This is a genomic window from Leptospira noumeaensis (genome assembly GCF_004770765.1).
GTDB lineage: Bacteria > Spirochaetota > Leptospiria > Leptospirales > Leptospiraceae > Leptospira_A > Leptospira_A noumeaensis.
On sequence record NZ_RQFK01000011.1, the window covers coordinates 396324 to 419194 of the forward strand.

The following is a 22871-nucleotide window of genomic DNA, read 5'->3' on the forward strand; positions in this document are numbered from 1 at the left end:
TTGACCCGTATCTCCCCAAAAAACCATGATGATTCCATGGATTTCGCAAATAGAATGTATGGGATTGATTCCTCCCCCATCCGCAAGGCTTTTGAGCTCGCACGGACCATCCAAAACCCGATTAATCTCAGTATCGGCCAACCGCACTTTCCTTGCCCACCTAACATTATCGAGGTTTTAACTAAAGCGGCACAGGACGGGAAAACTTCTTACACCTTAACTGGTGGGATTCCTGAATTAAAATCTGCGATGGCTGAGAAATACCGCACCCAAAACAAAATTTCTTATGCCCATGAAGACCGCATCCTTGTTACCTCTGGAATTTCTTCTGCTTTATTTTTGTTGTTCAATGCACTCGTAAACGAAGGTGACGAATGTTTGGTCATCTCCCCTTACTTTTTAATGTATCCGGCGATGTTAAAATTCTATGGTGGAAAAGTAGTTCCGCTGGAAGAAAGTTTCAAACCAGAAGATTTAGAATCTTTAAAATCTCGGAAATTCAAACTCATCATTTTTTCGAATCCTTCGAATCCTACGGGCAAAGTTCTTTCCAAGGAACAACTACGAGCCCTGGCAAACTTAGCCGAAACAACAGGGGCATATCTTATCAGCGATGAAATTTATGAACTCTTTGATTATGACAAACAGTTTCATTCGATTGGTTCCGAGTATGAAAAAACCATCACTCTCACTGGATTTTCCAAAACATACAATATGACTGGGCTTAGGCTTGCGACCATTCTTGCCGAAGACAAAGTGATCAAAGCACTCACCACCTTACAACAGTATACGGTAGTCTGTGCTCCTTCCATCACGCAAGTGGCAGGAATCGAAGCACTCAAAACAGATATGAGTGCTTATATCCAAGACTATCGTGAAAAACGCGACTTTGTTTATGATTCCTTAAAAGACTATTATCCCATCCAAAAATCGGGAGGGGCTTTTTATTCCTTTTTCCAAGTTCCAGTCACTGATGAAGAGTTCATCCAAAGAGCTGTCAAAAAAGATCTCATCCTTGTGCCTGGATTTATCTTTTGTGACCAAAAGAATTTTGTGAGACTTTCCTTTGCCACAGAATGGGACACATTGAAACGAGGAATGAAAGCCTTACAGGAACTATCTAAGGAAAGTTAAAATCTTTCCTTCCGATTGAGAGAAAGGTAGAAATTGGATTTTATGGACGAATCGATTTGGTTATCTCTTTGGACCCTCTCGACCTATGGAATCCTATTTTTTTTTGGCGGAGCCTTAGCCAGTTTCTATACAACACTAGCCGAGCGAATCCTGACTTTTTGTTATGGCAAAAAAAGAAAAGAAACAAAAGGTTTTCAACGTTGGAAAACTATTTTTACAAAACCTAGCCACTGTCCATCTTGCGGACATTTGGTGAGTAAAACAAACCTTACCCCAATTTTTGGTTGGTTTTTGACAAAAGGAAAATGTAAGTCTTGCGAAATAGAATTACCCAAACTCTATCCACTTACTGAATTTTTATTTGGACTCATTGCTATCTTTGTGTATTTTGTATCGGAAGATATCGTTGGAACCATCCTCCTTCTATTTTTGTTTGGGCACTTGCTTATCTCCATGATGACAGATGTCGCAAAGTATTCTTTGGATTATGAAAACCTTCCCTTTATCATTTGTTTCGGTATCCTTTCCAACTACTTTCTGTTTGGTGAAAACTTAAATTTAGAAAGCTTATGGGTGTTTTTGGGATTTTTATCCTTTTACCTGATCATTTACCTACTCTTTCGTGGAGGGACTGGACTTGGAGATGTGCTTTTTTCTCCAATTTTTGCTGCCATTGCCGGAAATCCCTTTTGGATTTTATATTTTAATTCCGCATACCTTCTTGCCGTAGGGTTTAGTTTTCTTTTAAGAAAAAAAGGAGACTCTTTAAAGGGAAAAAAAATCCCGATGGGACTTTATTTTTCCCTCGGACTATTTTTAACTTATTTTGCAAAACTACTAGTCCACTATTACAACTGGGAGGGATTTCCAATCTATGGAACCATTGAATGAATTGCCACAAATGAGAAAACTCTACACTCGCTCGGTTCTCACCGAAGAAACAGCAGGTTCGGATCCCTTAAAATTATTTAGTCTTTGGTTTTCGGAAGCAAAAGAAGAGGGAGAAGCTGAACCCAATGCCATGAGCCTTGCTACGGTAGACAAAACAGGCCAACCATCAGTGCGTATTGTTTTACTCAAAGGACTCATTCGTGAAGAGTTCCAGTTTTTTACCAATTATGATTCGGATAAAGGACAGGACATAGCTGCAAACAATCATGTGGCTCTCAATTTCTTTTGGCCAAAACTCGAAAGACAAATCCGAATCGAAGGTCGTGCTACCCGTATCTCCAAGGAAGAATCAGAATCTTATTTTGCAGTCAGACCCAGGGAATCTCAAATTGGAGCCCATGCATCAAATCAAAGTTCGGTGGTTCCATCCAGAGAATATTTAGAAGAGAAGTTTGTCTCCCTCACAAAGGAATGGGAAGGTAAAGAAATTCCAAAACCAGAAAACTGGGGTGGGTATTCGGTCTCCCCTACTAAAATCGAATTTTGGCAAGGAAGGGTGGGTAGACTTCATGACAGGATTTCTTTTGAAAGGATAGAATCGAGTTGGAAACGAAGTCGTTTATCTCCTTAAGGCCCTTTCGATTTAAAAAGTCTTTTTAATCTCAAATACCACAGACCCGCTAAAAAAGGTTTTCCTTTTTAGCGGAAATACGGATCGTTTGATTCGTTAGATCGATGCGATCAACCATGAAGGTTGAGCAAATGTCCTAATTTTGTTTTTTTAGTCTGCAAGTAACGAGTGTTTTCTTCCACAGGATCAATTTCAATGGGAACTCTTTCTGTTACGTGCAGATTGTAACCTTCCAAACCAACAATTTTACGAGGGTTATTCGTGATGAGTTTCATTTGTTTCACCCCGATATCTCGTAAAATTTGGGCTCCGATTCCGTATTCTCGTAAGTCAGGAGCAAATCCTAATTTTTCATTGGCTTCGACGGTATCAAGGCCCCCCTCTTGTAAAGAATAGGCTTTGAGTTTATTAATAATTCCGATCCCACGACCTTCTTGGCGCATGTACAAAAGGACTCCTGTTCCTTCTTTTTCAATCATTCGTAAAGCATTATGAAGTTGGGGTCCACAGTCACATCGTTGGGATGAAAATATATCTCCTGTCAAACATTCACTGTGAACACGGACAAGCACTGGTTTATCGGAATCAATGTCTCCCTTGACCAGTGCCATATGGATTTTGTCGTCAATTTGTGTGGAGTAAGCTTTGATTTTAAAATCTCCAAACTCGGTTGGAAGATTTGCTTCCACTTCCAAATGGATTAATTTTTCTTTGTGCCTTCTATAACGTATGAGATCTTCGATTGTATAAATATTGAGTCCATGGGTTTTTGCAAACTTTTCCAAATCAGGAATCCGAGCCATCGATCCATCGTCATTCATAATCTCACAAATGACTCCACTTGGATAAAGACCCGCTAACTTAGATAAGTCGACGGCTGCCTCTGTATGACCTGCCCTTCTTAAAACACCACCGGTTACTGCCTGTAAAGGAAACATATGGCCTGGACGCATCAAATCGTCTGATTTTGTTTTTGGATCAAGAAGAGCTTCCACAGTTTTCGCTCTATCCAGTGCGGAGATTCCTGTAGAAGTTCCGTGTTTGGCATCGACAGAAACCGTAAAGGCTGTCCCGTGTTTGTCTCCTAGAGTTAGGTCATCCACCATCTTCCCAAGACCGAGGGATTGTAACCTCTCTCTCTCCATAGGCACGCAGATCAGTCCGCGACCATGGGTTGCCATAAAATTAATTTTGTCTTTGTCCGCAAACTGGGAGGCGCAGACCAAATCCCCTTCGTTTTCTCTGTCTTCAGAGTCGACTAGAATGATCATTTTGCCTTGGCGGATTTCTTCGATTGCTTCTTCGATCGGACGTATCATGGGGAAAGGCCTCTATATACTAAAACTCTGAAAGGCGTTCCGAATTAAAGAAGATTCCCAAAGAAAGTCATTGATTTTTCCCCTTTCTTTTGTCTAAATGTTCCGGATCGGAGGCCATGTGGAACTGAAACTGAACACAACAGGAAAGATCAAAACCATAGAAATTGCAGGAAAATTTGACATTGAGTCCACAGAAGAATTTGAATCTATCTTTGCAAAACTCATCGAACCCAATCCCAGTATTGTTTCCATCGAAATGAGCCGTTTGGATTATATCGACTCGTCGGGAATTGGTTCTCTCATCAAAAGTCTAAACTCTCTCAAAAACAAAAAGGGGAAACTGATCCTTGTTGGTATGAAACCAATGATCCAAAATGTTTTTAAATTAGCAAAACTCGATATGTTTTTTGAAATTATGAGTAGTTCTGATTTTCAGAGTAAGTATGTAAATGACGATTCTGATTCAGACATCGATGATTTATTAAAAAGAAATTAACTACCGGATCTTTGGCTTAAATAATTTTCGATGTATTTAGCAAGTACATCCACTTCCACATTCAAACGTTGGTCTTTTTTCCAGGAACCTGCATTGGTTTTTTCCATTGTTTCTGGGATTAAGATCAGTTGTATATTCCCATCCTGAACATCCACCACAGTAAGGCTTATCCCATCCAAAGTCACAGATCCTTTTTTCACAAAATAACGGCGAAGTTCTTCTGGAATTTCTACCCAAAACTCTTCTACCTCTGTTTCAATTTGTTTGCGACTCACAACCTTTGCCATTCCATCTACATGGCCTTGCACCATATGACCGCCGAACCTTTGTCCAAGGGCCATCGCTCGCTCCAAATTGACGGTAGAACCTTCTCCTAACCGAGACAAGTTGGTGAGTTCCAAAGATTTAAACGACGCATAAAACTTAAATAAATTCCCAAGATCGTTAAATTCAGTGACTGTCATACATGCGCCGTTGATGGCAATGGAGTCCCCTGTTTTTAAATCAGGATTTTCCCATTCGGTTTCGATTGTAAATTGGATACCCGAATCAATCGGTTCGATCGCGACAACTTTTCCAAGTGTTTCTACAAGACCTGTAAACATATTCTAAACACTCCCATTCGGTTTTCTAATAAAAATGCGGTTGGATCCCACTTGGTATTCTGAAATTAAAAGTTCATTCTGGAATATGAAAGGAATTCCATCGGGAAGTGATTTGTTTTCATTTCGAATTTCAAGAATCCGATCCGATTCGTTAAGTTCCTCTGCCAAAAAATTAGGGAAAAAATTTCCCGATTCGCATAACAAAGTATTGATGCCAAGGTCACCCAAAATCTCTAAAAATTTACCACCATCATCTTGTTTCAAAGAAATTCCTTCAAACCGAGAAACTGATTGGATATGATTTTCCAATACTGGATGGAAAGATTCTAATTCCTCATCCGTAAGGATAAAAAATATACATTTTTTTTCACCATACTTCTCTGTGAGTTCTCTTTGTTTTTGAAAGAACTCATCTGACGGCATATGGTTTGGATCCAGACAAAATACCCGGTATGGTTGGTAGAGACTTTCTTCCAAATTATGGATTTCTGCTGTTTCATTTGCATATTGTAAAATGGAAGAAATGAGTCCAGATCCCGCTTCAAAAAAAGGTTCTAGTTCCGTGGTTCGAGTCCCAAGTTTATGAGAATTTATCATTTCTTCTGAAATTCGAAAGTGAAGTGAGGGCGAATCAGAAATTACAGTACCTGGACCTACGGCCACCGCATCCACTTTGGCACGTAACAACTGTAAGGAAAGATCCACTTCAACTGAGCTGACTCGTTCTTTTTTTTTATCCGAAGATGCAAAATTCCCTTCTTGGGAAGTGGCAGATTTGATCCAAACCCAAGGACGTCCCGTTTGGATTCTTGTTAAAAATCCCTGTAAATAAGGAAAAGATACCTTGGCGAGCATCGGGTCAAGGCCAATAGAAATTCCGGCTTTTTTATATGTTTCCCATTCGCCAGAGACAATGAGAGGATTTGGATCTTTCCAACCAAGTTTAATTTCTTTAGGTTTTTTTTCGATCACCAAATCTCGGCAAGGTGGTGTTTTTCCAAAATGAGTGCAAGGTTCTAAACTGACAGAAAGAATCTCATCGTAAGTGGAAAACTTATATGTTTCATTTGGATTTTGATCAGAAGCCAAATCTAAACTTTGGTTTTCTCTTCTATCATTTACTTCGGGTCGTATATACCGAGAATAAAGTTCTCTTTCGGCATGGTTGCCGCCATAGTTTTGAGTGTGTGCGGATGCAAGGATTTGTCCCTCAGTATTCGTCAATACAGCAGAGACTGGCGGATTGGCTCCGGTTTTTCCCATTGCCAAAAATCCGAGTAAGGAATGCAGAGAATAAGTTTCCTTTCGTTTCTCTGCATTCATAGTGGTTCTGTTAAACGAATCTTTTTTTCCTGATTAAATCGTAGATCTCAGAAATGGGAGCTGCGATGTAAATAGAAGAATAAGTTCCTACAAGAACCCCAAAAAGAAGAATAAAGGCAAAATCATACAATTCCACTGCTCCACCTACAATGATGGCAACTACGGAAATCATCGTTGTAAAGGACGTATTGATCGTTCTACCTAATGTTTGGCTGATGGAAACATTGATGATATTGGAAAAAGCCAAATTGTCTTTTCCATGCGAATTTTCTCTGATTCTATCAAATACCACGATTTTATCGTTAATGGAATAACCAAGAAGTGTGAGAAGTGCTGCAATGATGGGAACACTTGGTTTGATTTGTAAAAATCCAATCAGAGCCAGTGTCATCAGAATATCATGAACCAGTGCAATAGCGGATGCCAATGCAAACTTGAACTGTGAACGAATGCTCAAATACAAAAGAATGATAGCAAGGGTTGTGAGTAGGAGTGTAATCCCCACTTCCGTTAACTCACCACCAACTACCGCGCCCACTTGGTCAGCAGAAAGAACCTTTTCTTTGGGTAGTTTGTATTCATATCTTAAAAGTTGAACAAAACGATCAATTGCCGATGTAGAAGATTCCCGGTTTACCTCAGGAATTTCTTTGTATAAAGACTCAATCGTATCGAGTGAACCAAGTCCAATGTCCAATTGGTAGATGTTTTTATCTTTTTCCAAAAGGATGACAACGGCTTCAATATTTTTGGATTGGAAGTATCCTTCGAGATCGCTACGAGTTTTGTCTGCTGGTAGTTCTACGACTGTTCTAAGTCCACCATTAAAATCAAGAGAGTGAGCAAACCCACCATACTTAACGAAAGTAACAACGAATCCAGCAACAATCAGGAAAAGTGAAAAGCTAAGAGTAAAGTATTTATACTTTGTAAAGTTGATATTATACATTTGTAGTCTCCTTTTTCCCAAAGAAGAAAGGTCTTAAATTTAAGTGATGAACCCCTAATCGGTTCACTGTCAGTTCCATAAACAATCGAGATAGGAAAAGGGAGGTAAAAAGTGTAGTCACAATACCCCAACAAAGTGTGATCGCAAAACCTTTGATTGGTCCATTTCCAAGACGAATCATCAAAATCCCGGCAATGAGAGTTGTTACGTTTGCATCCATAATGGTCCAAAATGCATTTTCGAAACCACGAGTGACGGCAATCGAAAGTGCCCTTCCCTCTTCGATTTCCTCACGTATCCTTTCATATATGATTACGTTCGCATCCACTGCCATACCCGCAGTCAAAATGATACCGGCAATCCCTGGAAGTGTTAGAGTAAAATCCATTAAGGTAAGTAATGCGGCCAAAATAATGATATTCACAAGGAGTGAGATATCAGCAATAAAGCCACCTAACCTGTAATAGAAGATCATATATATCATTACTAGAAAAAATCCAATGGCCACGGCTTTGACACCCACTTCAATAGACTCAATTCCGAGTGTAGGTCCAATGAAACGCATTTCCAATACAGATAGCGGAATTGGAAGTGCTCCTTCAGAAATAACGTTTGCGAGTCGAATGGCTTCTTGTTCAGAAAAACTTCCCGAAATCTCCGCACGGCCACCAGCAATTGGGTCATTGATAATTGGATTGGAGATGACTTTATCTCCCCAAACAATTGCTAAATTACGTCCCCGGTTTTCAGAAGTTAGATCAAAAAATTTCTCAGCACCATTGGGAGTGAGTGTAAAACTAACCATCCATCCATAGGAATTGGAATTATATGATGGTTGTGCATTGGTCATGTCATTCCCAGAAAGGGCAATTTTACGTTCCAAAACCACAAAACTCCGTGGAAGGAGGGCTGACTTTGCTGAATTTCCGCGAGCCCACATAGCATAAACTTTGTAGTCTTTCGGGATATTGTATTTTTTTTCTAATCCTTCTAAAAACTCGTCTTGGGCTTTTTTCCCTGCTTTGTTTTTTACCAATTCTTGGAATAGAAAAATATCGGTATCTTCTCGTTTGCCCAAATCCATCGTACGACGTTCATTGTCAGCGATTTGACCTTTGAAAACAAATGGATTTGGTTCTTCCAAACGGTATTCCACTGTTTCCGTGTTTTGTAAAATTTCTAAGATGGCTGCGGAATTGGATACCCCAGGAAGAGAAACTTCAATTGCATCTTGTTCTTTTTGGATACGAACCTGTGGTTCTGTTAGGTTTTGCGTAGTCAGACGATTGTCGATAATCATCTTTGCTTTTTCTAACTCTACAATTTTACGCATGGGAGAAAGATCAAAACTAGATTCGATTTCTGCGAGCCTGGATTTTGCCTTGTCTTTTTCTTCTTGTTTTGCTGTAGGATTTTTCAGAGTTACATTCAACTCATTGAGTTCCTTAGCATAAAGGTCTTTGAGTTTAGAGGTATAATCATCAAAGTCCCCTTTCAGAACCACTCGCATACCACCTTGTAAGTCGAGCCCAAGTTTGATGGATAATGATTTACCACCACGAATGGCATTTTCAATCCAAGTTGGTTCTAATTTGTTTTTAGATTCACTGACTAAAGATTGATTCTCCTGAGAGATTTGGTTGATCTTTGCGGAAGTGATAAATCTTCCTTTTACAGTATAAAACGGATTTTCTTTGGGTGGTAGAGTTCCTGTAGGTTCAATGGTCCAACCAGAAGTTTTACCATAATCTTTTGCCCAACGTTCAAAGAGTGCGTTCACAAGAATCTTTTGTTCGGCCTCAGGAAGTGCATACACATCCTCTCTCACAACGATCTTTAAATCGCGATCAGCAAAGTTCGGATACAAAATTGTAAAGGAAACCGCCAAAATCAAAAAAGGGAGAATCAATAGTCGATACGATTGCAAGTTAGTTTGCTCCTAAAATTATTATCTTCTATAAGAACGACTACTAGATCCCGGGCGAGCGGATCTAAGTCTGTAAAAAGCAAATAGAATGATAATCCCAAGGATCATCATTGCTTTTTTATATTTAGCAAAAAAATCAGAAAAATTAAAAAGAGATTTTCCCGTTTCTTTATTTGCAGATGGATTTGTTTCCGTTTGGGAAGTTTCCACTTTACCGATTTTTAAATCAGCAGAAAATCCAGGGAGGCCAGTTGGTTCCACAGAAGTTGTTGAATCCATCCACATTCCATTGTTCACAACTTCTTCTTCCTCAGGAACCAAAGGTTGTTTTTCTAAACTAGGAACCGATTTTTCGGTAACCGTGTTAACATTCGTATTTGGAACCAAATTGGTGTTTTGAGGAAGAGTTTCTAAACTGAGTTGGTTTTGTTTGGATTTCTTTTTAGATTTCTTCTTTTTCCCCGTACCAGTTGTCGCCGCATTCACAACGTTAGTTTGTTTTTTTGTTGTGACCTGAGTTGAGTCTTCTTTTGGTTTGGAAGTAGTCGATTTGGGTTTATCATTTACCTTATCTAAAAAATCCAAACCCTCTTCTGCAAAGAGGGATACCGAAAAAAAGACTAGTAGGGTAATTAAGAAGATACGCTTCATCTTAAGCTTTCTTCTTTAGAATTGCGCTTGTTTCAAAAGTTACGTTTGTGTTCGCTGCAACACTGAGAACAACTGTTTCGTTATTGTCTTTGAACTCTACGATTTTTCCATGTAGGCCACTGTTAGTCACAACGTTATCACCTTTTTGAAGGTTAGTGATCATTTCTTTGCGTTTTTTCTCTTCTTTTTTGTTTGGAAGGATCACAAGAAAATACATAGCAACTAACATGATCGGAATGATGATGAGTGACTGTAGTGAGGACTTTGCACCCTCTTCTTGGGCAAGGATTAGGATTTCTGGTGTTAAAAAATTAAAATTGAGCATAGCTATTTATCCAATGTTTACAGGCCTTATCTTAAATTCAATGTTTCACGAACGAATCGGAGAACTTTTTTCTCGAGGATGGCTGCTTTTGCAGTTTCGTATCCTGTTCGTATATCCGTTGTGGCACCGAGTAAAAACATAGCCACCCCCGCATTGAGAGCCACCATAGAAGTGCCACCCGTGGATTCACTGGGATCCAGAACTGCCCGAAAAAGGGATTCCGCCCCTTCTTTGGATGAAGAGAACACTGTATTTCTGTCCAATTCCTTGGAATTTAAGCCGAGTTCCTTTGGGTCAAAAGTCAGTTCTTTTGTCTCTTTTCCATCGAAATAGGCGTAATCTGTCCCCTCAAAAATAGAAAATTCATCCAGTCCATCCCGCGAATGACAGACAATCGCCCGTTTGGAGCCAAGCCTTCCTAAAATTTCGGCAATAGGCAAACAAAGAGATTTATCATAAACACCTACAAGTTGGTGTGAGGGGGAAAATGGGTTGGAAAGAGGTCCAATCAAATTGAAAAAAGTGCGAAATCCAAGGGCCGTGCGAACAGGCCCTGCGTATTTCATCGCTGGGTGCCAAGCTGGGGCAAACAAAAACACAAACCCTGTGCGGATGAATTCGGATTCTGATTCCGCTGTCGATCGGTCGAGTTTGTATCCAAGTCCGGATAAAATATCAGAACTTCCGGAAAGGGAAGAGACAGAACGATTTCCGTGTTTAGCAACTTTGAATCCAAGGCTTGCCAAAGTGAGAGCCGAAAGAGTGGAAACATTCAAAGTTCCTTTTCCATCTCCCCCTGTCCCACAAGTATCTAAAAAATCAAATTCAAACTTTTGCGAAGGTTTGATGGCATGGCTACGCATGGCCCGAACAAATCCGTACAATTCGTCCGTAGTTTCTCCTTTCATTTTCATGGCAGTGAGAAAAGATGCAAGGACTGGTTCTGGAACTTTCCCATCCATCACCTCACTTAAAAAAAGTTCGGCATGGTCTTCCACGAGATGGTGTCCAGAAACAACTTGCCCGAGTATTTCTTTAACTGTTGGCGCGGTCATAAAAAATCCTTTTTAGGTTGGAAAAAGTTAACAACTGATAATTGGTCACAATATAACGAAGACCAGAAATAACAGTAATGAAAGTTGTGAATAACATTCCAAAATAAGGAACAAAAGATGCAATGGAATCAAAAAAATCTTTAAAACTTAAACTCTCTGTTGTTTTGACTAATTTACAAAACTCATTTGCATGTTGTGCTGCGACTTCATAGGTGGAATAACCTGCTAGTTTCCCCATCGCATAAGTTTCATTGATCATGGCTCTTCTTTTTCCAGAGATCAGCATAAACACAACAAGGATCATAAGAATGGCCCCCATTTGGAAAGCTGTTTTTACTTTTCCCATCATGGTGGTACGAAGGCTTTTGCCTGAACGAACCGCAATGTAACGTAAAAAAGTAATGAGCATATCTCGCGCAATGATAAGCACGACCATCCAAACCTCAATGGGTTCGTGGATGAATAAAAAAGTAACAAAACATCCAATGACTAAAAATTTATCCGCGAGTGGATCGAGAAACTTTCCAAACTCTGTTTGTTGGTTCCATTTACGTGCTAAGTATCCATCCACAAGATCCGTGAGTGATGCGAGTGCAAAAAGAACAAAGGCAAAAATTTGGTATTCCCATTCCTTTTGGAAAAGGGCAAAGATAAAAAAAGGAAGTGCGAGAACCCGAAGTACGGTAAGCAAATTCGGAATATTGGCAATGGTTTTCCAATCTTCCAACTTAAACCACCCAAGTCCCCGACATATCGAGTTCATAAAAAGAATCCACTCTGACCTGACCAAACTGGCCGACCTTCAAACCTTCTTCTTCTACATAAACCACTTCATCAATTTCTGGTGCATCTTGGAAACGACGGACGATGGCACCTTTTTCCAAAACCTCATCCACAACCGCAGGATACAATTTTCCAATTCGGTTTTGGTGGATGGATTTTAAAGTGCCGAGATAGGCATCCCGCACAAGATTCACACGACGAGCAATCTCTTTGTCTTTAAGTTGCCCATCCATCGTTGCACCTTTCGTTCCGTCTTGTGGGGAATAAGGAAATAGATTTACCTTTTCAGGTTTTACATCTTCCACAAACCGAATGATTTCTTCTACGTCTTCCATCGTTTCCCCAGGGAAACCCAAAATAAAGGAAGTACGAATTTCTAAATCGGGTCTGATACCCCTCGCTTTTTGGAAAAGTGATTTGAAGTAAGAATATTCGCCTGTGCGGTTCATGGATTTTAAAACTGATTTGGAGACATGTTGCAAAGGGCTTTCCAAATACGGGGCAATCTTAGGAATTTCTCCATAAAGATCGAGTAACTTTTCTGTTTTTTTATCTGGATACAAATAGAGAAGGCGCAAAAGTTCCAGACCATCCACATCTGCCACAGAACGAACCAAATCCAAAAGTTTGTCTGTATCCTTTCCATAAAACACGGTATCTTGGGAAACTAGGCAGATCTCTTTGGCACCCGCCTTTACAGCCAGTTTCGTTTGTGTTAACACATCAGAACTTTCCGTATCACGATACTTCCCACGTAAATTTGGAATGATACAAAAGTGACAACCTCTGTTGCAACCATCAGAAATTTTTACATAAGAGTATGGTTTGGAATAGTTTTCGATTCCTTTACTGGTTACTAGTCTTTCGAGAAGGTCTTCATTGAATTCAGAAAGATCTTTAAAATCTAGAGGAAAACTTTTGCGAAGGATCTCCCCTGCTTTGTCATATTTTCCAGTTCCAAAATGAAGATCCACTTCGGGAAGGTCATCCGAGATTTCCTTTCCGGCACGTTCCGCAAAACAACCGACAACCACTAACTTTTGTTTATTTTTCTTTTTGATGTCAATGGAATCCAAAATCGTTTGGATGGTTTCCTTCGTAGCATCTTGGATGAAGGTACAAGTGTTGACTAAGTGGAAGTCACTTGCTTCGGGGCCAGCCGCAGGAAGGAGACCTTCTTTCAAAAGCGACTGGTGCATAGCCATAGAATCTACAGTATTTTTAGGACAACCGAGAGTCGTGATAAAAAACGACTTCGGTGTTTCTTCCGTTGTTTCTTTTAGTTTCGGCATTACTCGCCTAACTCTCCAATGATGGACTGAGTCGAATCATAAGGATTTGGTTTACGAATGAAGATTTTTTTGACGAGTTTTCCTGGTTTTCCAAGAACAGAACGTTCCTTACCATTTTGAACCATTTCCACGGCACCACCGTCACCCACTTTGATTTCAAGGCGATCCCGAGCTTCTAAGTGTTTGACTTCGCCAGCAGAAACAAGTCCCCTTTCTCCCATTTGACCATCTAACACGAATTCAACGTAACTTGGTTTAGAGAAAAAGAGTGTGACTTGGATGGGAACATCTCCCACTGGAGATTTGACCGCCGTACCTTCTCTTTCTTCTTTGAGAGTCACAAGAACTTTGGCAGATTTTTCAGTAACTGCTTGAGTGACCACACGGATGTCCCGACGAAGAGAAGATAATTCTTCAATGCGATACGAAAGGATAGTTTCTTCCCCTTCTGCGGTTTGGAAAAAATATACATTCTTTTCAGGGAAGATATTGAATCCAAGGTTTGCTTTTCCGTTGGAAACACCTTTTATGAACATCTTACATTGTTGGTTGTTCACACTGAAACTCACACCACGGTCTTCTGTTAAAATAAAAGGAACGCTGGCATTTTCTGGAACACTTTGAGAAACGAAATTGATTCCAGAAGGAATGTCTGAACTTGCCACAGTTTCTACAGTGGAAGAACCAACCTCCGTGGTTTCCTCATCCATAGATCCAGATCCTGAATCTTCAAAACTAATATAAATGATATAAGCAGAGATCACAAAAAGAAATATAGAAACAAGGCTTATGATTTTATTTCGATCTAAGTTGAGGGGAGTTGTCGTCGGTCTCGTGAGTTCTTCCAAAGGTGCTTGGGATTCTTCAATCTGTTCCCCGCGGTAAAGATTCAGAAGCATTGCGGCATCTAACTTCAAATAACTAGCATAGTTTTTCAAAAACCCAAGAGCAAAGGTTTCTGCAGGAAATTGGGAATAGTCTTCTGTTTCTAAAGCAATGATGTATTTGGCTGCGATGTTTGTTTCTTTCGCAACATCTTTCACTGAAAGTTTTTTATCTTCTCTAGCTTCTCGTAGTATTTGACCGACTCGTTTTGTGTTCAAAATGATATCCTCTTAGCTTAGTTCTCGGAGACAAGTGGGTTGTTCACAATCTTCGCGTTTCCGCTCATATGAAAATTGAAAACTCCGTCTTGGATTTCTTCAGAAAAATTAATATTGGAAAATGAGATGGTGGTTACTTTCCCGCGTCCATCGGTAGCCACTGCTTTTTTAATTAAGTAGGATTCGGAATCCACAAAAAGTTTCATCTTCTCGAACCCACCAATTTTTTCTCTTTGGTCAAGATCTAACACAAAGTATTTGGCTGTATCACCCACCGAACGCGGTTGTTCGATGGTATCAAATTTATAATGGTATTTACGAAAGAGGCGGTTCAGGCCATCGGGACTGTTTGTTGTAAAGATAGGGCCAGAGGTATTTTTACGATCGAGAGTTAAATCCTGTTTTCCCACAGCACCTAACCTCTTGATGAAGATATGAAGCGTTTTTCCATCGGATACAATTTCGTCCCCTTCCGGTTCAGCAAAGTTATATCTAATTTTTCCGGGACGTTTGTAGAAACATTTCCCGCGCATCTGTTTTTCCTTTTTGTTGTCTTCTGTTTTGATGAGAAAATCAGCCGAATAGGAATTGATATCACTAAAGTTCTTCTTTATCTTTTTCACCACTTCGGATGGTGAGTGCCAATTGTGAGCCGGACTTGTTTGGGCACCAAGAGAAACACCCAAGACAAGTAACAAAGATCCGATCCATACTTTCATAGATTCCCAGTTTTTCAGACAAACTTCTCTTGTCGATGATTTACGCTGAACGCAGGATTTCCCGGGGTTTGGCCCCGATTTGCGGTGAAACATAACCCCTCATTTCCATAAGTTCCATAAGCCTTGCCGCTTTGTTGTAACCGATTCTCATCCTTCTTTGTAAGTAACTGGCACTGGCCTTTTTTTCGGTCACAACGATATTCCAAGCTTCGTCAAAAAGTTCTTCGTCTTCGTCAGAGGCCATTTCGATATTCGTTTCATCGTCCCAGTTCATTTCCACATAGGCTGGAGCCCCTTGTTTTTTGGCCTCTTCCACGATGGATTCAATTTCTTTCTCCTCGATAAAGGGAGCTTGGATCCTTTGGAGGTCACTCGATGTAGGAGACCTGTATAAAAAGTCCCCTTTCCCAAGAAGGGTCTCGGCTCCACTTGTATCCAGAATGGTTCTAGAGTCTGTTTTTTGAGCCACTTGGAAGGCCACCCTTGCCGGGCAGTTCGCTTTGATGACCCCGGTGATCACATCTACTGACGGTCTTTGGGTTGCCATCACGAGATGGATTCCGACGGCCCTTGCTTTTTGGGAAATTCGTTGGATCTGTTCTTCCAAATCCTTTCCAGAAACCATCATAAGGTCGGCAAGCTCGTCTATAAAGATCACAATGTACGGTAGTTTTTGAAATCCCTTGGCATGGGCATATTCATCCACCTTTTCATTAAAACTTTTGAAATCCCTACTTTTTAACTGAGAGATCATTTGGTAACGACTCTCCATTTCTTGGATGGCCCAGGAAAGTGCCTTCGTTGCTTTTTTAGGATCGGTGATGACTGGCATGAGTAGATGAGGAATTCCTTCATAAAGAGTCATCTCCACCATCTTCGGATCGATCATGATGAATCTCACTTCTTCTGGGGAACGAGTGCAGATTAGGCTTGTGATCATCGCATTGATACTCACCGACTTACCAGAACCCGTGGTTCCCGCCACAAGTAAGTGAGGAAGTTTGGCGATATCAATCATCACAAGTTTTCCTGAAATATCTTTTCCAATACAGATAGACAAGTCTTTGGCCTTATTTTGGAGGATAGTATCTTTTAGAATCTCTGATAAAAATACGTCTTCGCGGATTCGGTTCGGAACCTCAATCCCAATGGACGCCTTACCAGGGATAGGTGCCACAATCCGAATGTTTTTTACTTCGAGGTAGGCGCGGATTTCATCAGAGAGGGAAACAATCCGGTTCAGTTTGATTCCATTCGGGATGGTGATCTCATAACGAGTGATGATGGGCCCTCTTTCTTTGGTGATGACCTTAGACTCAATTCCAAAATGCCCTGTGGACTCTTCGATTTTACGAGAGATCAAATCCAATTCACTATCGTTCTTTAAAATATTGGCCACAGGAACTTGGTGGGACACAAGAAGCCTTGGAGAGATATAATACTTTCCTTTTTTTAGTTTTGGTTTGGGAACCATGGAACCAAACATCAGTTCCTGTTGTTCTTTTGGTTCTGGCTTCTTTTTCCCAAAATTTCCTGAACTCAAATTGGACTTTAAGAGCGGAGATGCCTCTTCCACAGCTAAAGTCTCGAGGGTTTCTTCTTCATACTCTTCGGAACGATAATCCACTTCTTCTTCTGAATCGTCAGACTCGCTACCTTCGCTCGCATCCCAACCCGTTTCTTCCACAAGAGACAAACGAACCGATTCCGGAATGGCAATCGCTTCGGATGTTTTTTCATCCTCATCCTCTGCATAAGAAAGAACCATGGATTCAGATTCCATTTCATCGGATTCTTCTTCTAAATCACTATAGTTTTCATCTTCATACGAAAAGGAAGAAGAGGAATTCGAGGTTTTTAGAATATTGTTTTCACCGCCAAAAGAAGATTTAGCAGGATCTAGTTTCGGTAGTTCCAAACTTTCTAATCCCAAAGTCGGATCTAATTTTGGTTTCCATTTGGCTTCAGGAAATTGGAAAAGGATTTTGGATTCTCTTTCACTCTCGATTTCTTCTAATTCCTCTGCGACTCGCCTGTTGTCCGTTAGCTTGAGACGGGAAATTAAAATTTCATTTTTTTCAAATTCTGCGAGTGAATCCAGTTTTGATTCTTGTTTTTGGAATCGAAACACTTTGCCCGCTTCATCAAAAAATCCTTCAAAATGAGAAGTATTACGATAACGCACAGCCGGTGTTTTTTTAAGGTAAGGATTTTCCTGGAAATGATCGTCTAAACCATTTCTATCCATGGAATTTCTCTCTTCTTGGGAATAGGAATTAGGATGGGAACTATCTTTTTTCGAACCTGGACTCAGATTTGGATTTCCCGTTTTTCTCTCATCCGCAACCACATTCCAAAAATGATTAGAAAGATCTTCTTTCGATTCTCCTTCTGTCTGCACGGCAAACCATTGTTTGTTGCGAATTTCTTCATCTGTTGCGCGGCGAGTCGAAACAACAGATTCCAAAAAGGAAGGTAATCGTAAATGCGGGAGTTCATTTCGTCCTCCCATCATCCGGTAAATTCCATTGGAGTATTTGTTGATGGCAGCAAAGGTAAAAGACCAAGCTCCGTCCTCGAGCCAGATCACGGCAAAGTATAAGTATAAAAAGAAAACAACAAGGATACGCCCCGTCTCTCCAAAGAGGTACGAAAATACCCATGAGAAAAATTGCCCGAGGATCCCACCGCTATCTCCCACATGGCCCAGTGGGGTTTCGAGTAAGTTCAAACTAACAGTGGTCGCCACAAGAAAAAGAGGAAAAAATAGAGCTTTGCCAAGCCTGTCAAAATCGGGATTTCGTAGTGATAGAACCCCTAACATCAAAACAAAACCCGCAAGCAAAAAGGAGGACTTTCCTAAAATATAAAACAATGTGAAAGAAATGTAGTGCCCAAGCCTTCCAAACCAATTGAAAAGCGATCCGTCCTCTCCTTCTTGAAACGAAAAGAGAGACAAAAGTAAAAACACACCAGAAAATACTAATAGATACGGAAGGAAGTCTTTGCGTGGCAAAGTCCATCCCCATACGGATTTTTTAGGGTCCATACGGGAAATATCGGAATGTTTTGAGACATAGGGAGAAAAAAAATGGAAGCCGAAAGGCTTTCCTTAAAGCAAAATTCTAACCCTTAAAATTCGTAAAATTGGCGTCAAAATTGAAATTAGCGTTTCGGATCGCCGCCATTACCTCTTGCAAATCATCCTTTTTTTTGCCCACAACCCGAACCGATTCCCCTTGGATGGTGGCCTGAACCTTTAGTTTTTGGTCTTTGATGAGAGTGGTGATTTGTTTGGTTTGTTCTTTGTCCAAACCATTCTGGATTTTTACTTTTTGGCGCACCGTTTGGCCCGTAGCTGATTCAATTTTGGAGTCAAAATCAAAAGCCTTTAGACTAATTCCTCTTTTTGCCATTTTGGTCGTTAGGACATCAATCACTTGTTTGAGTTTGATATCATTTTCAGAAGTCAAAACCAAACTATCTTCTGTGAGTTTGATTTCGGAGTTGGATCCTTTAAAATCAAACCTGGTTTGGATTTCTGTCATTGCCTGGGCCACGGCGTTTTGTAATTCTGGTCTTTCGATTTTTGATACAATGTCAAATGATGGATCTTGTGCCATATTCTATTCCCTTCTTAGTTTAAATCTCTTTTATCCTAATTTCTTTTTGGAAAGTTCCAAGGCAAATTCCAAAGCGGCTCCCAGGCTCTCTGGTTTTTTACCACCACCCTGTGCCATATCGGGCCTTCCCCCACCCTTTCCATCTAACATCACCAAGGTTTCTTTTAATAGATCCCCACAGTGGATTCCTCTTTCGTTTAGAACTTTGTTACACATAAAAACGAGGGTGCTGGCATCCCCTTCACTTGTTCCAAACAAACAAAGGATTTCTGGTTCTTTGGCTTTCAAACTATCAGCCAAATCTTTCAGTGATTTGGCATCCACAGCTTCAAAAACTTCTGTAACCACTTTTCCCTTAGAAAAGGAATGTGCCTTTTGCAAGAGTCCATCCACAAGTTCTGGATTCATTTGAAAACTCAATTGTTCCTTTTTCTTTTTGGCTTTAAAAAGGGCACTAGACTTTTCTTCGAGTTCCGTCTCCAAACTCTCGCGAAGTTTTCGCAAGTGTTCTACAGCGGCATTCCCTTCTTTTGCAAATAAACTTTGTAAGTCTTCGGGAGCCGGAACAACACTTGTGATTCCAAATTCTTTTAAATCACCGAAGGTTTCTTTCGCAGATAAGTTATGTGTTTCTACTTTCGCGGCCAAAGTTTGAAACTGGGATAAAAAATATTCCACAACGGAATCACCACAAATGGCTTCTACTCTTCGGTTACCCGCACCCGGGCTTCCTTCTTTGATGATGGCAAAGTATCCAATTTCTTTTGTGTTCGATACATGAGTTCCCCCACAAAATTCTTTGGACTTATCACCCATAGAAATCACTCGAACCAAACTTCCATACTTCTCATCAAACATGGACAAGGCGCCCGATTGTTTAGCGGCATTGATATCCAAAACTTCCGTTTTTACTGGAATGTTTGCATTCACTGCTTCATTCACATCTTTTTCGATGGAGATAATTTCTTCATCACTGAGTGCTTTGGGATGTGAAAAATCAAATCGTAAATAATCAGAAGAAACAATGGAACCTTTTTGTGCCACATGGGTTCCTAAAATCCGACGCAGGGCCCCATTTAACAAGTGTGTTCCGGAGTGGTGGTTTGCGAGATTTTGTCTACGAGTGGTATCAATCTCTGCTTCAATGGTTTCCCCGACAGAGATTTTTCCTTTAAGAATCATTCCTAGATGTAAAAAGGTTTCGTTTTCTTTTTGAGTGTCTTGGACTTGGAATTGGAAACCTTCTTTTTTGAGATATCCCCAGTCTCCCACCTGACCACCGCCCTCTGCATAAAAAGGTGTTTTGTCGAGAACGACAACTGCTTCCGATCCTTGGTTTGCCTCAGTTACGGACTTTCCTTCCACAAAAAGATAAATTACTTTTGCCTGAGATTTAGTGTCTGTATAACCCAAAAACTCTGTTTTGAGTTCGGAGCTTGCACTAAGACCTGTGAGGTATTGGACTTTTTTGCCTTTCCAACTAGCTCGCGATAGGTCACGGTCTTTTTCGAGTTCGACTTCAAATCCTTTGTCATCAAAACCAAATCCCCGGTCTTCCACAAGTTCCTTGGTCATCTCACGAGGAAACCCGTAAGTGGAATACAATCGAAACCCTTCTTTCCCGGTAACAACCATTTGGTTATTTTCCTTTAAATGTCCGAGGAGTGATTCCAATTCTTCTAGTCCCACTTCTAAAGTATGTAAGAAAAGTTCTTCTTCCTTTTTTAAAATGGATTCGATATCTTTTGCTTTGTCTTTTAGTTCTGGGTAACGAACCGAATATAAATCGCGGAGTGTCGCAATCAGTTTGTACAAAAACGGTTCATGGATTCCTAGTTTTCTTGCAAATAACGAAGCCCTACGGATGAGCCTACGAATCACGTATCCACGTCCTGTGCGGTCAGGATAAATTCCATCCCCTAACGAAAAAAATACAGAGCGGGAATGGTCAGTAATCACACGAAAGGATTGTTTTGTCGATTCGTCGTAAGTAATCCCTGAGAGTTCTTCAATCTTACGAATGATGGATTTTAATTCGTCCGTATCATAAACAGAGTCCACCTCTTGGAGTAACATAGCCACTCGTTCGAGTCCTGAACCAGTATCAATTCCCGTTTGTTTCAAAGGAAGGAGTTCTCCGGAAACTGTTTGGTTGAATTGGTTGAATACTAAATTCCAATATTCTAAATAACGATCACAATCACAACCAGGTTTACAATCTGGATTGTTTCCACAATTCGGGCCCCCTTTTTCTGGGCCTCTGTCTAAATACAATTCCGAACATGGACCACAAGCCCCACTGTCTCCAGCAGGCCCCCAAAAATTATCCTTTTTTCCTAGGCGTACAATTCGTTCTTCAGGAATTCCAGCTTCCATCCAAATCTTTTTTGCTTCATCATCATCTAAGTAAATCGTCACCCAGATTTTTTCTTTTGGGATATGTAAATGGTTTAATGAAAAATCTAACGCGTATTCGATGGCTTCTTTTTTAAAATAATCGCCAAAGGAAAAATTTCCAAGCATTTCAAAAAAAGTACAATGTCTTTCTGTTTTACCCACGACTTCCAAATCTGTCGTACGAACACATTTTTGAACCGAAGCGGCGCGTGTGTATGGCAACTCCACGGCTCCCGTAAACAAAGGTTTGAACTGAACCATTCCCGCTGTAGTGAATAAAAGAGTGGGATCTCCCTTGGGGATGAGGCTTGAGGAAGGCACAATGGTATGGCCTTTTCCTTTAAAGTAACTAGTATACAACTCGGCAATTTCGCGGACAGTTTTCGACATCATACACTTACAGCGAAATCGGGTTTGCCTCCTAGGGCAAGGAAATTAGAAGTTAACTCTGCCGTAATTCTTTGTATTGGAAAAAAGAAATGAAGGCAAAACAGAGAAAGATCCCACCGAAAATTCCGAAAGTCAACTGCGAACCGATGCTGTCCGCAAGGAGAGCTGCCAGAAAACCAGAGACCGCCGGTGTGAATTGGAAACAGACCGTATAGAGAGAAAGGATTCTCCCGCGAATTCCATCCTCAGCCCGTTTTTGCAAAATGGCCGGAAGTAGGCTCGAGAGAACTCCCCCCGACACTCCAAAACAAAATAAAAACAAGGAAGTGGCTTCCGGTTTTCCAAAAGGAACAAAACCCAAAAAGAAAAACGAAGAGAGAGAAAATACAATCAGTAACACGAGGCCCTTTCTTTCCAAATGATGGAAAAGAATGGTGAGAACCCCACCGAGAAATAACCCAGGCCCTAAAAAGACAAGCACCGTTCCCCGTGCCAGTTCACCGAGTCCCAGTTCATTCCGCACATATTTTGGAAGGATGACTTGGATGGGTCCAAGGGCAAGCATACTGAGAATTGCCATGTACATCACTTGCCTAGAAACTGGATCTGTTTTCAAAAAATCCAAAATTGTTTTTAAATTGGATGTAAGGGATGGAAAACTCGTGGTTTTAGTTTCGGAACCCAAGGATTTTATTTTTCCATTCGGATTCGAATCCCGTAACAAGGTAAAGGCGATCATCGATAAAAAATGAAAACCCGCCAAAACAAAAAATAAAGTAGAATAAGTATTTCCTTCCCGAAACCAACCCACAGCAAGCGGACTCATCCCAAAGGCAAAAATCAAAAGTAAGTTTCCAGCAATGGTATGAAAAACAAGTCGATGCGATTCCATCACTTCACGTAAAATGGCCATCCTACCGGGAAGAACGGTTGTCATTCCAATCCCATTCACAAAAGCCAAAGGTAATAGTAAAAACGGGTGGGTTAAAAAAACCTCAGTCAAGGCAGCTAACAAAAAACAAGCGATAAAAAGAAAAAACTGAAAACTAACAACTACCCATTTTTTAGAATAACGATCGAGTAAGTATCCAGTGTATAAAAAGAATATAGGAAATGGCAAAAATAGAAAAAAGAAAACAATCCCCGAGAAACCTTTTACGGCATCCAAGGTTTGGCAAAAAATAACAATCGAATATAAAAAACAACTGCTAGCAAAGGTACCAATCGCGAAGGCAAAATAAAAAATGAAAGTGTTCAA

19 protein-coding genes and 2 pseudogenes are annotated in these 22871 nt (G+C 40.5%); 4 read left to right on the forward strand and 17 right to left on the reverse strand.

Annotation, left to right across the window (positions count from 1 at the left end; all coding sequences use genetic code 11):
• Positions 1 to 36 precede the first annotated feature (36 nt).
• The 3 genes from EHQ24_RS05030 to pdxH are packed head-to-tail and all read left to right on the forward strand — an operon-like array spanning position 37 to position 2656.
• Positions 37 to 1134, forward strand: coding sequence for a pyridoxal phosphate-dependent aminotransferase (locus tag EHQ24_RS05030; protein WP_208725702.1), 1098 nt, complete (start codon positions 37 to 39; stop codon positions 1132 to 1134).
• A gap of 42 nt (positions 1135 to 1176) precedes the next feature.
• Entirely contained in the window at positions 1177 to 2025 is an 849-nt protein-coding gene (locus tag EHQ24_RS05035) for a prepilin peptidase (protein WP_135600570.1), read from the forward strand.
• Positions 2018 to 2656 (forward strand): pyridoxamine 5'-phosphate oxidase, encoded by a 639-nt coding sequence (gene pdxH / locus EHQ24_RS05040; RefSeq protein ID WP_208725711.1) that lies wholly within the window; start codon positions 2018 to 2020, stop codon positions 2654 to 2656. The genes EHQ24_RS05035 and pdxH overlap by 8 nt, the downstream gene beginning before the upstream one ends.
• A 110-nt stretch (positions 2657 to 2766) precedes the next feature.
• Here pdxH and EHQ24_RS05045 read toward each other — a convergent pair whose 3' ends face one another.
• Complete coding sequence (locus EHQ24_RS05045; protein WP_135600571.1) at positions 2767 to 3975, reverse strand: bifunctional 3,4-dihydroxy-2-butanone-4-phosphate synthase/GTP cyclohydrolase II; 1209 nt, start codon at positions 3973 to 3975, stop codon at positions 2767 to 2769.
• A 118-nt stretch (positions 3976 to 4093) separates the two neighbouring features.
• Here EHQ24_RS05045 and EHQ24_RS05050 point away from each other — a divergent pair, with 118 nt between their 5' ends.
• Positions 4094 to 4471, forward strand: a complete 378-nt coding sequence (locus EHQ24_RS05050; protein ID WP_135600572.1) for an STAS domain-containing protein — start codon at positions 4094 to 4096, stop codon at positions 4469 to 4471.
• Here the strand turns inward: EHQ24_RS05050 and EHQ24_RS05055 are convergent.
• From EHQ24_RS05055 to EHQ24_RS05125, 16 genes and pseudogenes are all read right to left on the reverse strand, one after another.
• A complete protein-coding gene (locus EHQ24_RS05055) occupies positions 4468 to 5076 on the reverse strand; it encodes a riboflavin synthase (RefSeq protein ID WP_135600573.1) in 609 nt (202 codons plus the stop codon). The two genes, EHQ24_RS05050 and EHQ24_RS05055, sit on opposite strands and share 4 nt — an antisense overlap.
• Positions 5077 to 5079: 3 nt before the next feature.
• The gene (locus EHQ24_RS05060; RefSeq protein ID WP_135600574.1) at positions 5080 to 6399 is read right to left on the reverse strand and encodes a bifunctional diaminohydroxyphosphoribosylaminopyrimidine deaminase/5-amino-6-(5-phosphoribosylamino)uracil reductase RibD; all 1320 of its coding nucleotides are present in this window, start codon (positions 6397 to 6399) and stop codon (positions 5080 to 5082) included.
• Positions 6400 to 6409: 10 nt separating this feature from the next.
• Complete coding sequence (secF, locus tag EHQ24_RS05065) at positions 6410 to 7348, reverse strand: protein translocase subunit SecF (protein ID WP_135600575.1); 939 nt, start codon at positions 7346 to 7348, stop codon at positions 6410 to 6412.
• Positions 7341 to 9275, reverse strand: a complete 1935-nt coding sequence (gene secD, locus EHQ24_RS05070) for a protein translocase subunit SecD (protein WP_135600576.1) — start codon at positions 9273 to 9275, stop codon at positions 7341 to 7343. Before secD ends, secF begins: the two co-directional genes overlap by 8 nt.
• A 21-nt stretch (positions 9276 to 9296) precedes the next feature.
• A complete protein-coding gene (locus EHQ24_RS05075; RefSeq protein WP_135600577.1) occupies positions 9297 to 9926 on the reverse strand; it encodes an SRP-less Sec system protein in 630 nt (209 codons plus the stop codon).
• A 1-nt stretch (position 9927) separates the two neighbouring features.
• The gene (yajC, locus tag EHQ24_RS05080; protein WP_004789187.1) at positions 9928 to 10251 is read right to left on the reverse strand and encodes a preprotein translocase subunit YajC; all 324 of its coding nucleotides are present in this window, start codon (positions 10249 to 10251) and stop codon (positions 9928 to 9930) included.
• Between the two features lie 26 nt (positions 10252 to 10277).
• Entirely contained in the window at positions 10278 to 11306 is a 1029-nt protein-coding gene (gene trpD, locus EHQ24_RS05085) for an anthranilate phosphoribosyltransferase (protein WP_135600578.1), read from the reverse strand.
• On the reverse strand, positions 11287 to 12069 hold the full coding sequence (gene pgsA / locus EHQ24_RS05090; RefSeq protein ID WP_208725704.1) for a CDP-diacylglycerol--glycerol-3-phosphate 3-phosphatidyltransferase: 783 nt from the start codon (positions 12067 to 12069) through the stop codon (positions 11287 to 11289). The genes trpD and pgsA overlap by 20 nt, the downstream gene beginning before the upstream one ends.
• Positions 12035 to 13381 (reverse strand): MiaB/RimO family radical SAM methylthiotransferase, encoded by a 1347-nt coding sequence (locus tag EHQ24_RS05095; protein ID WP_135600579.1) that lies wholly within the window; start codon positions 13379 to 13381, stop codon positions 12035 to 12037. Before EHQ24_RS05095 ends, pgsA begins: the two co-directional genes overlap by 35 nt.
• Entirely contained in the window at positions 13381 to 14484 is a 1104-nt protein-coding gene (locus EHQ24_RS05100) for a helix-turn-helix domain-containing protein (protein WP_135600580.1), read from the reverse strand. Before EHQ24_RS05100 ends, EHQ24_RS05095 begins: the two co-directional genes overlap by 1 nt.
• A gap of 17 nt (positions 14485 to 14501) precedes the next feature.
• A complete protein-coding gene (locus EHQ24_RS05105) occupies positions 14502 to 15203 on the reverse strand; it encodes a LolA family protein (protein ID WP_135600581.1) in 702 nt (233 codons plus the stop codon).
• Positions 15204 to 15243: 40 nt separating this feature from the next.
• Positions 15244 to 17400, reverse strand: a pseudogene (locus EHQ24_RS05110) (DNA translocase FtsK); the annotation flags it as partial.
• Between the two features lie 456 nt (positions 17401 to 17856).
• Positions 17857 to 18252 (reverse strand): annotated as a pseudogene (locus EHQ24_RS19465) (DNA translocase FtsK 4TM domain-containing protein); the annotation flags it as partial.
• A gap of 76 nt (positions 18253 to 18328) precedes the next feature.
• Positions 18329 to 18826, reverse strand: a complete 498-nt coding sequence (locus tag EHQ24_RS05115; protein WP_100742611.1) for a YajQ family cyclic di-GMP-binding protein — start codon at positions 18824 to 18826, stop codon at positions 18329 to 18331.
• Positions 18827 to 18856: 30 nt separating this feature from the next.
• A complete protein-coding gene (gene alaS, locus EHQ24_RS05120) occupies positions 18857 to 21616 on the reverse strand; it encodes an alanine--tRNA ligase (protein WP_167483049.1) in 2760 nt (919 codons plus the stop codon).
• 49 nt (positions 21617 to 21665) lie between these two features.
• Positions 21666 to 22871 carry an MFS transporter gene (locus tag EHQ24_RS05125; protein WP_135600584.1) on the reverse strand — a complete coding sequence of 402 codons (1206 nt, stop codon included), beginning with the start codon at positions 22869 to 22871 and terminating at the stop codon, positions 21666 to 21668.

Excerpts from the sequence above, each read along its gene's own strand:
- EHQ24_RS05105 (WP_135600581.1), bottom strand. The coding sequence starts at position 15,203 with ATGAAAGTATGGATCGGATCTTTGTTACTTGTCTTGGGTGTTTCTCTT.
- EHQ24_RS05095 (WP_135600579.1), bottom strand. The coding sequence starts at position 13,381 with ATGCCGAAACTAAAAGAAACAACGGAAGAAACACCGAAGTCGTTTTTT.
- pgsA (WP_208725704.1), bottom strand. The coding sequence starts at position 12,069 with ATGAACTCGATATGTCGGGGACTTGGGTGGTTTAAGTTGGAAGATTGG.
- trpD (WP_135600578.1), bottom strand. The coding sequence starts at position 11,306 with ATGACCGCGCCAACAGTTAAAGAAATACTCGGGCAAGTTGTTTCTGGA.
- EHQ24_RS05115 (WP_100742611.1), bottom strand. The coding sequence starts at position 18,826 with ATGGCACAAGATCCATCATTTGACATTGTATCAAAAATCGAAAGACCA.
- alaS (WP_167483049.1), bottom strand. The coding sequence starts at position 21,616 with ATGATGTCGAAAACTGTCCGCGAAATTGCCGAGTTGTATACTAGTTAC.
- EHQ24_RS05030 (WP_208725702.1), top strand. The coding sequence starts at position 37 with ATGGATTTCGCAAATAGAATGTATGGGATTGATTCCTCCCCCATCCGC.
- EHQ24_RS05075 (WP_135600577.1), bottom strand. The coding sequence starts at position 9,926 with ATGAAGCGTATCTTCTTAATTACCCTACTAGTCTTTTTTTCGGTATCC.
- yajC (WP_004789187.1), bottom strand. The coding sequence starts at position 10,251 with ATGCTCAATTTTAATTTTTTAACACCAGAAATCCTAATCCTTGCCCAA.
- EHQ24_RS05045 (WP_135600571.1), bottom strand. The coding sequence starts at position 3,975 with ATGATACGTCCGATCGAAGAAGCAATCGAAGAAATCCGCCAAGGCAAA.
- EHQ24_RS05060 (WP_135600574.1), bottom strand. The coding sequence starts at position 6,399 with ATGAATGCAGAGAAACGAAAGGAAACTTATTCTCTGCATTCCTTACTC.
- secF (WP_135600575.1), bottom strand. The coding sequence starts at position 7,348 with ATGTATAATATCAACTTTACAAAGTATAAATACTTTACTCTTAGCTTT.
- EHQ24_RS05035 (WP_135600570.1), top strand. The coding sequence starts at position 1,177 with ATGGACGAATCGATTTGGTTATCTCTTTGGACCCTCTCGACCTATGGA.
- EHQ24_RS05055 (WP_135600573.1), bottom strand. The coding sequence starts at position 5,076 with ATGTTTACAGGTCTTGTAGAAACACTTGGAAAAGTTGTCGCGATCGAA.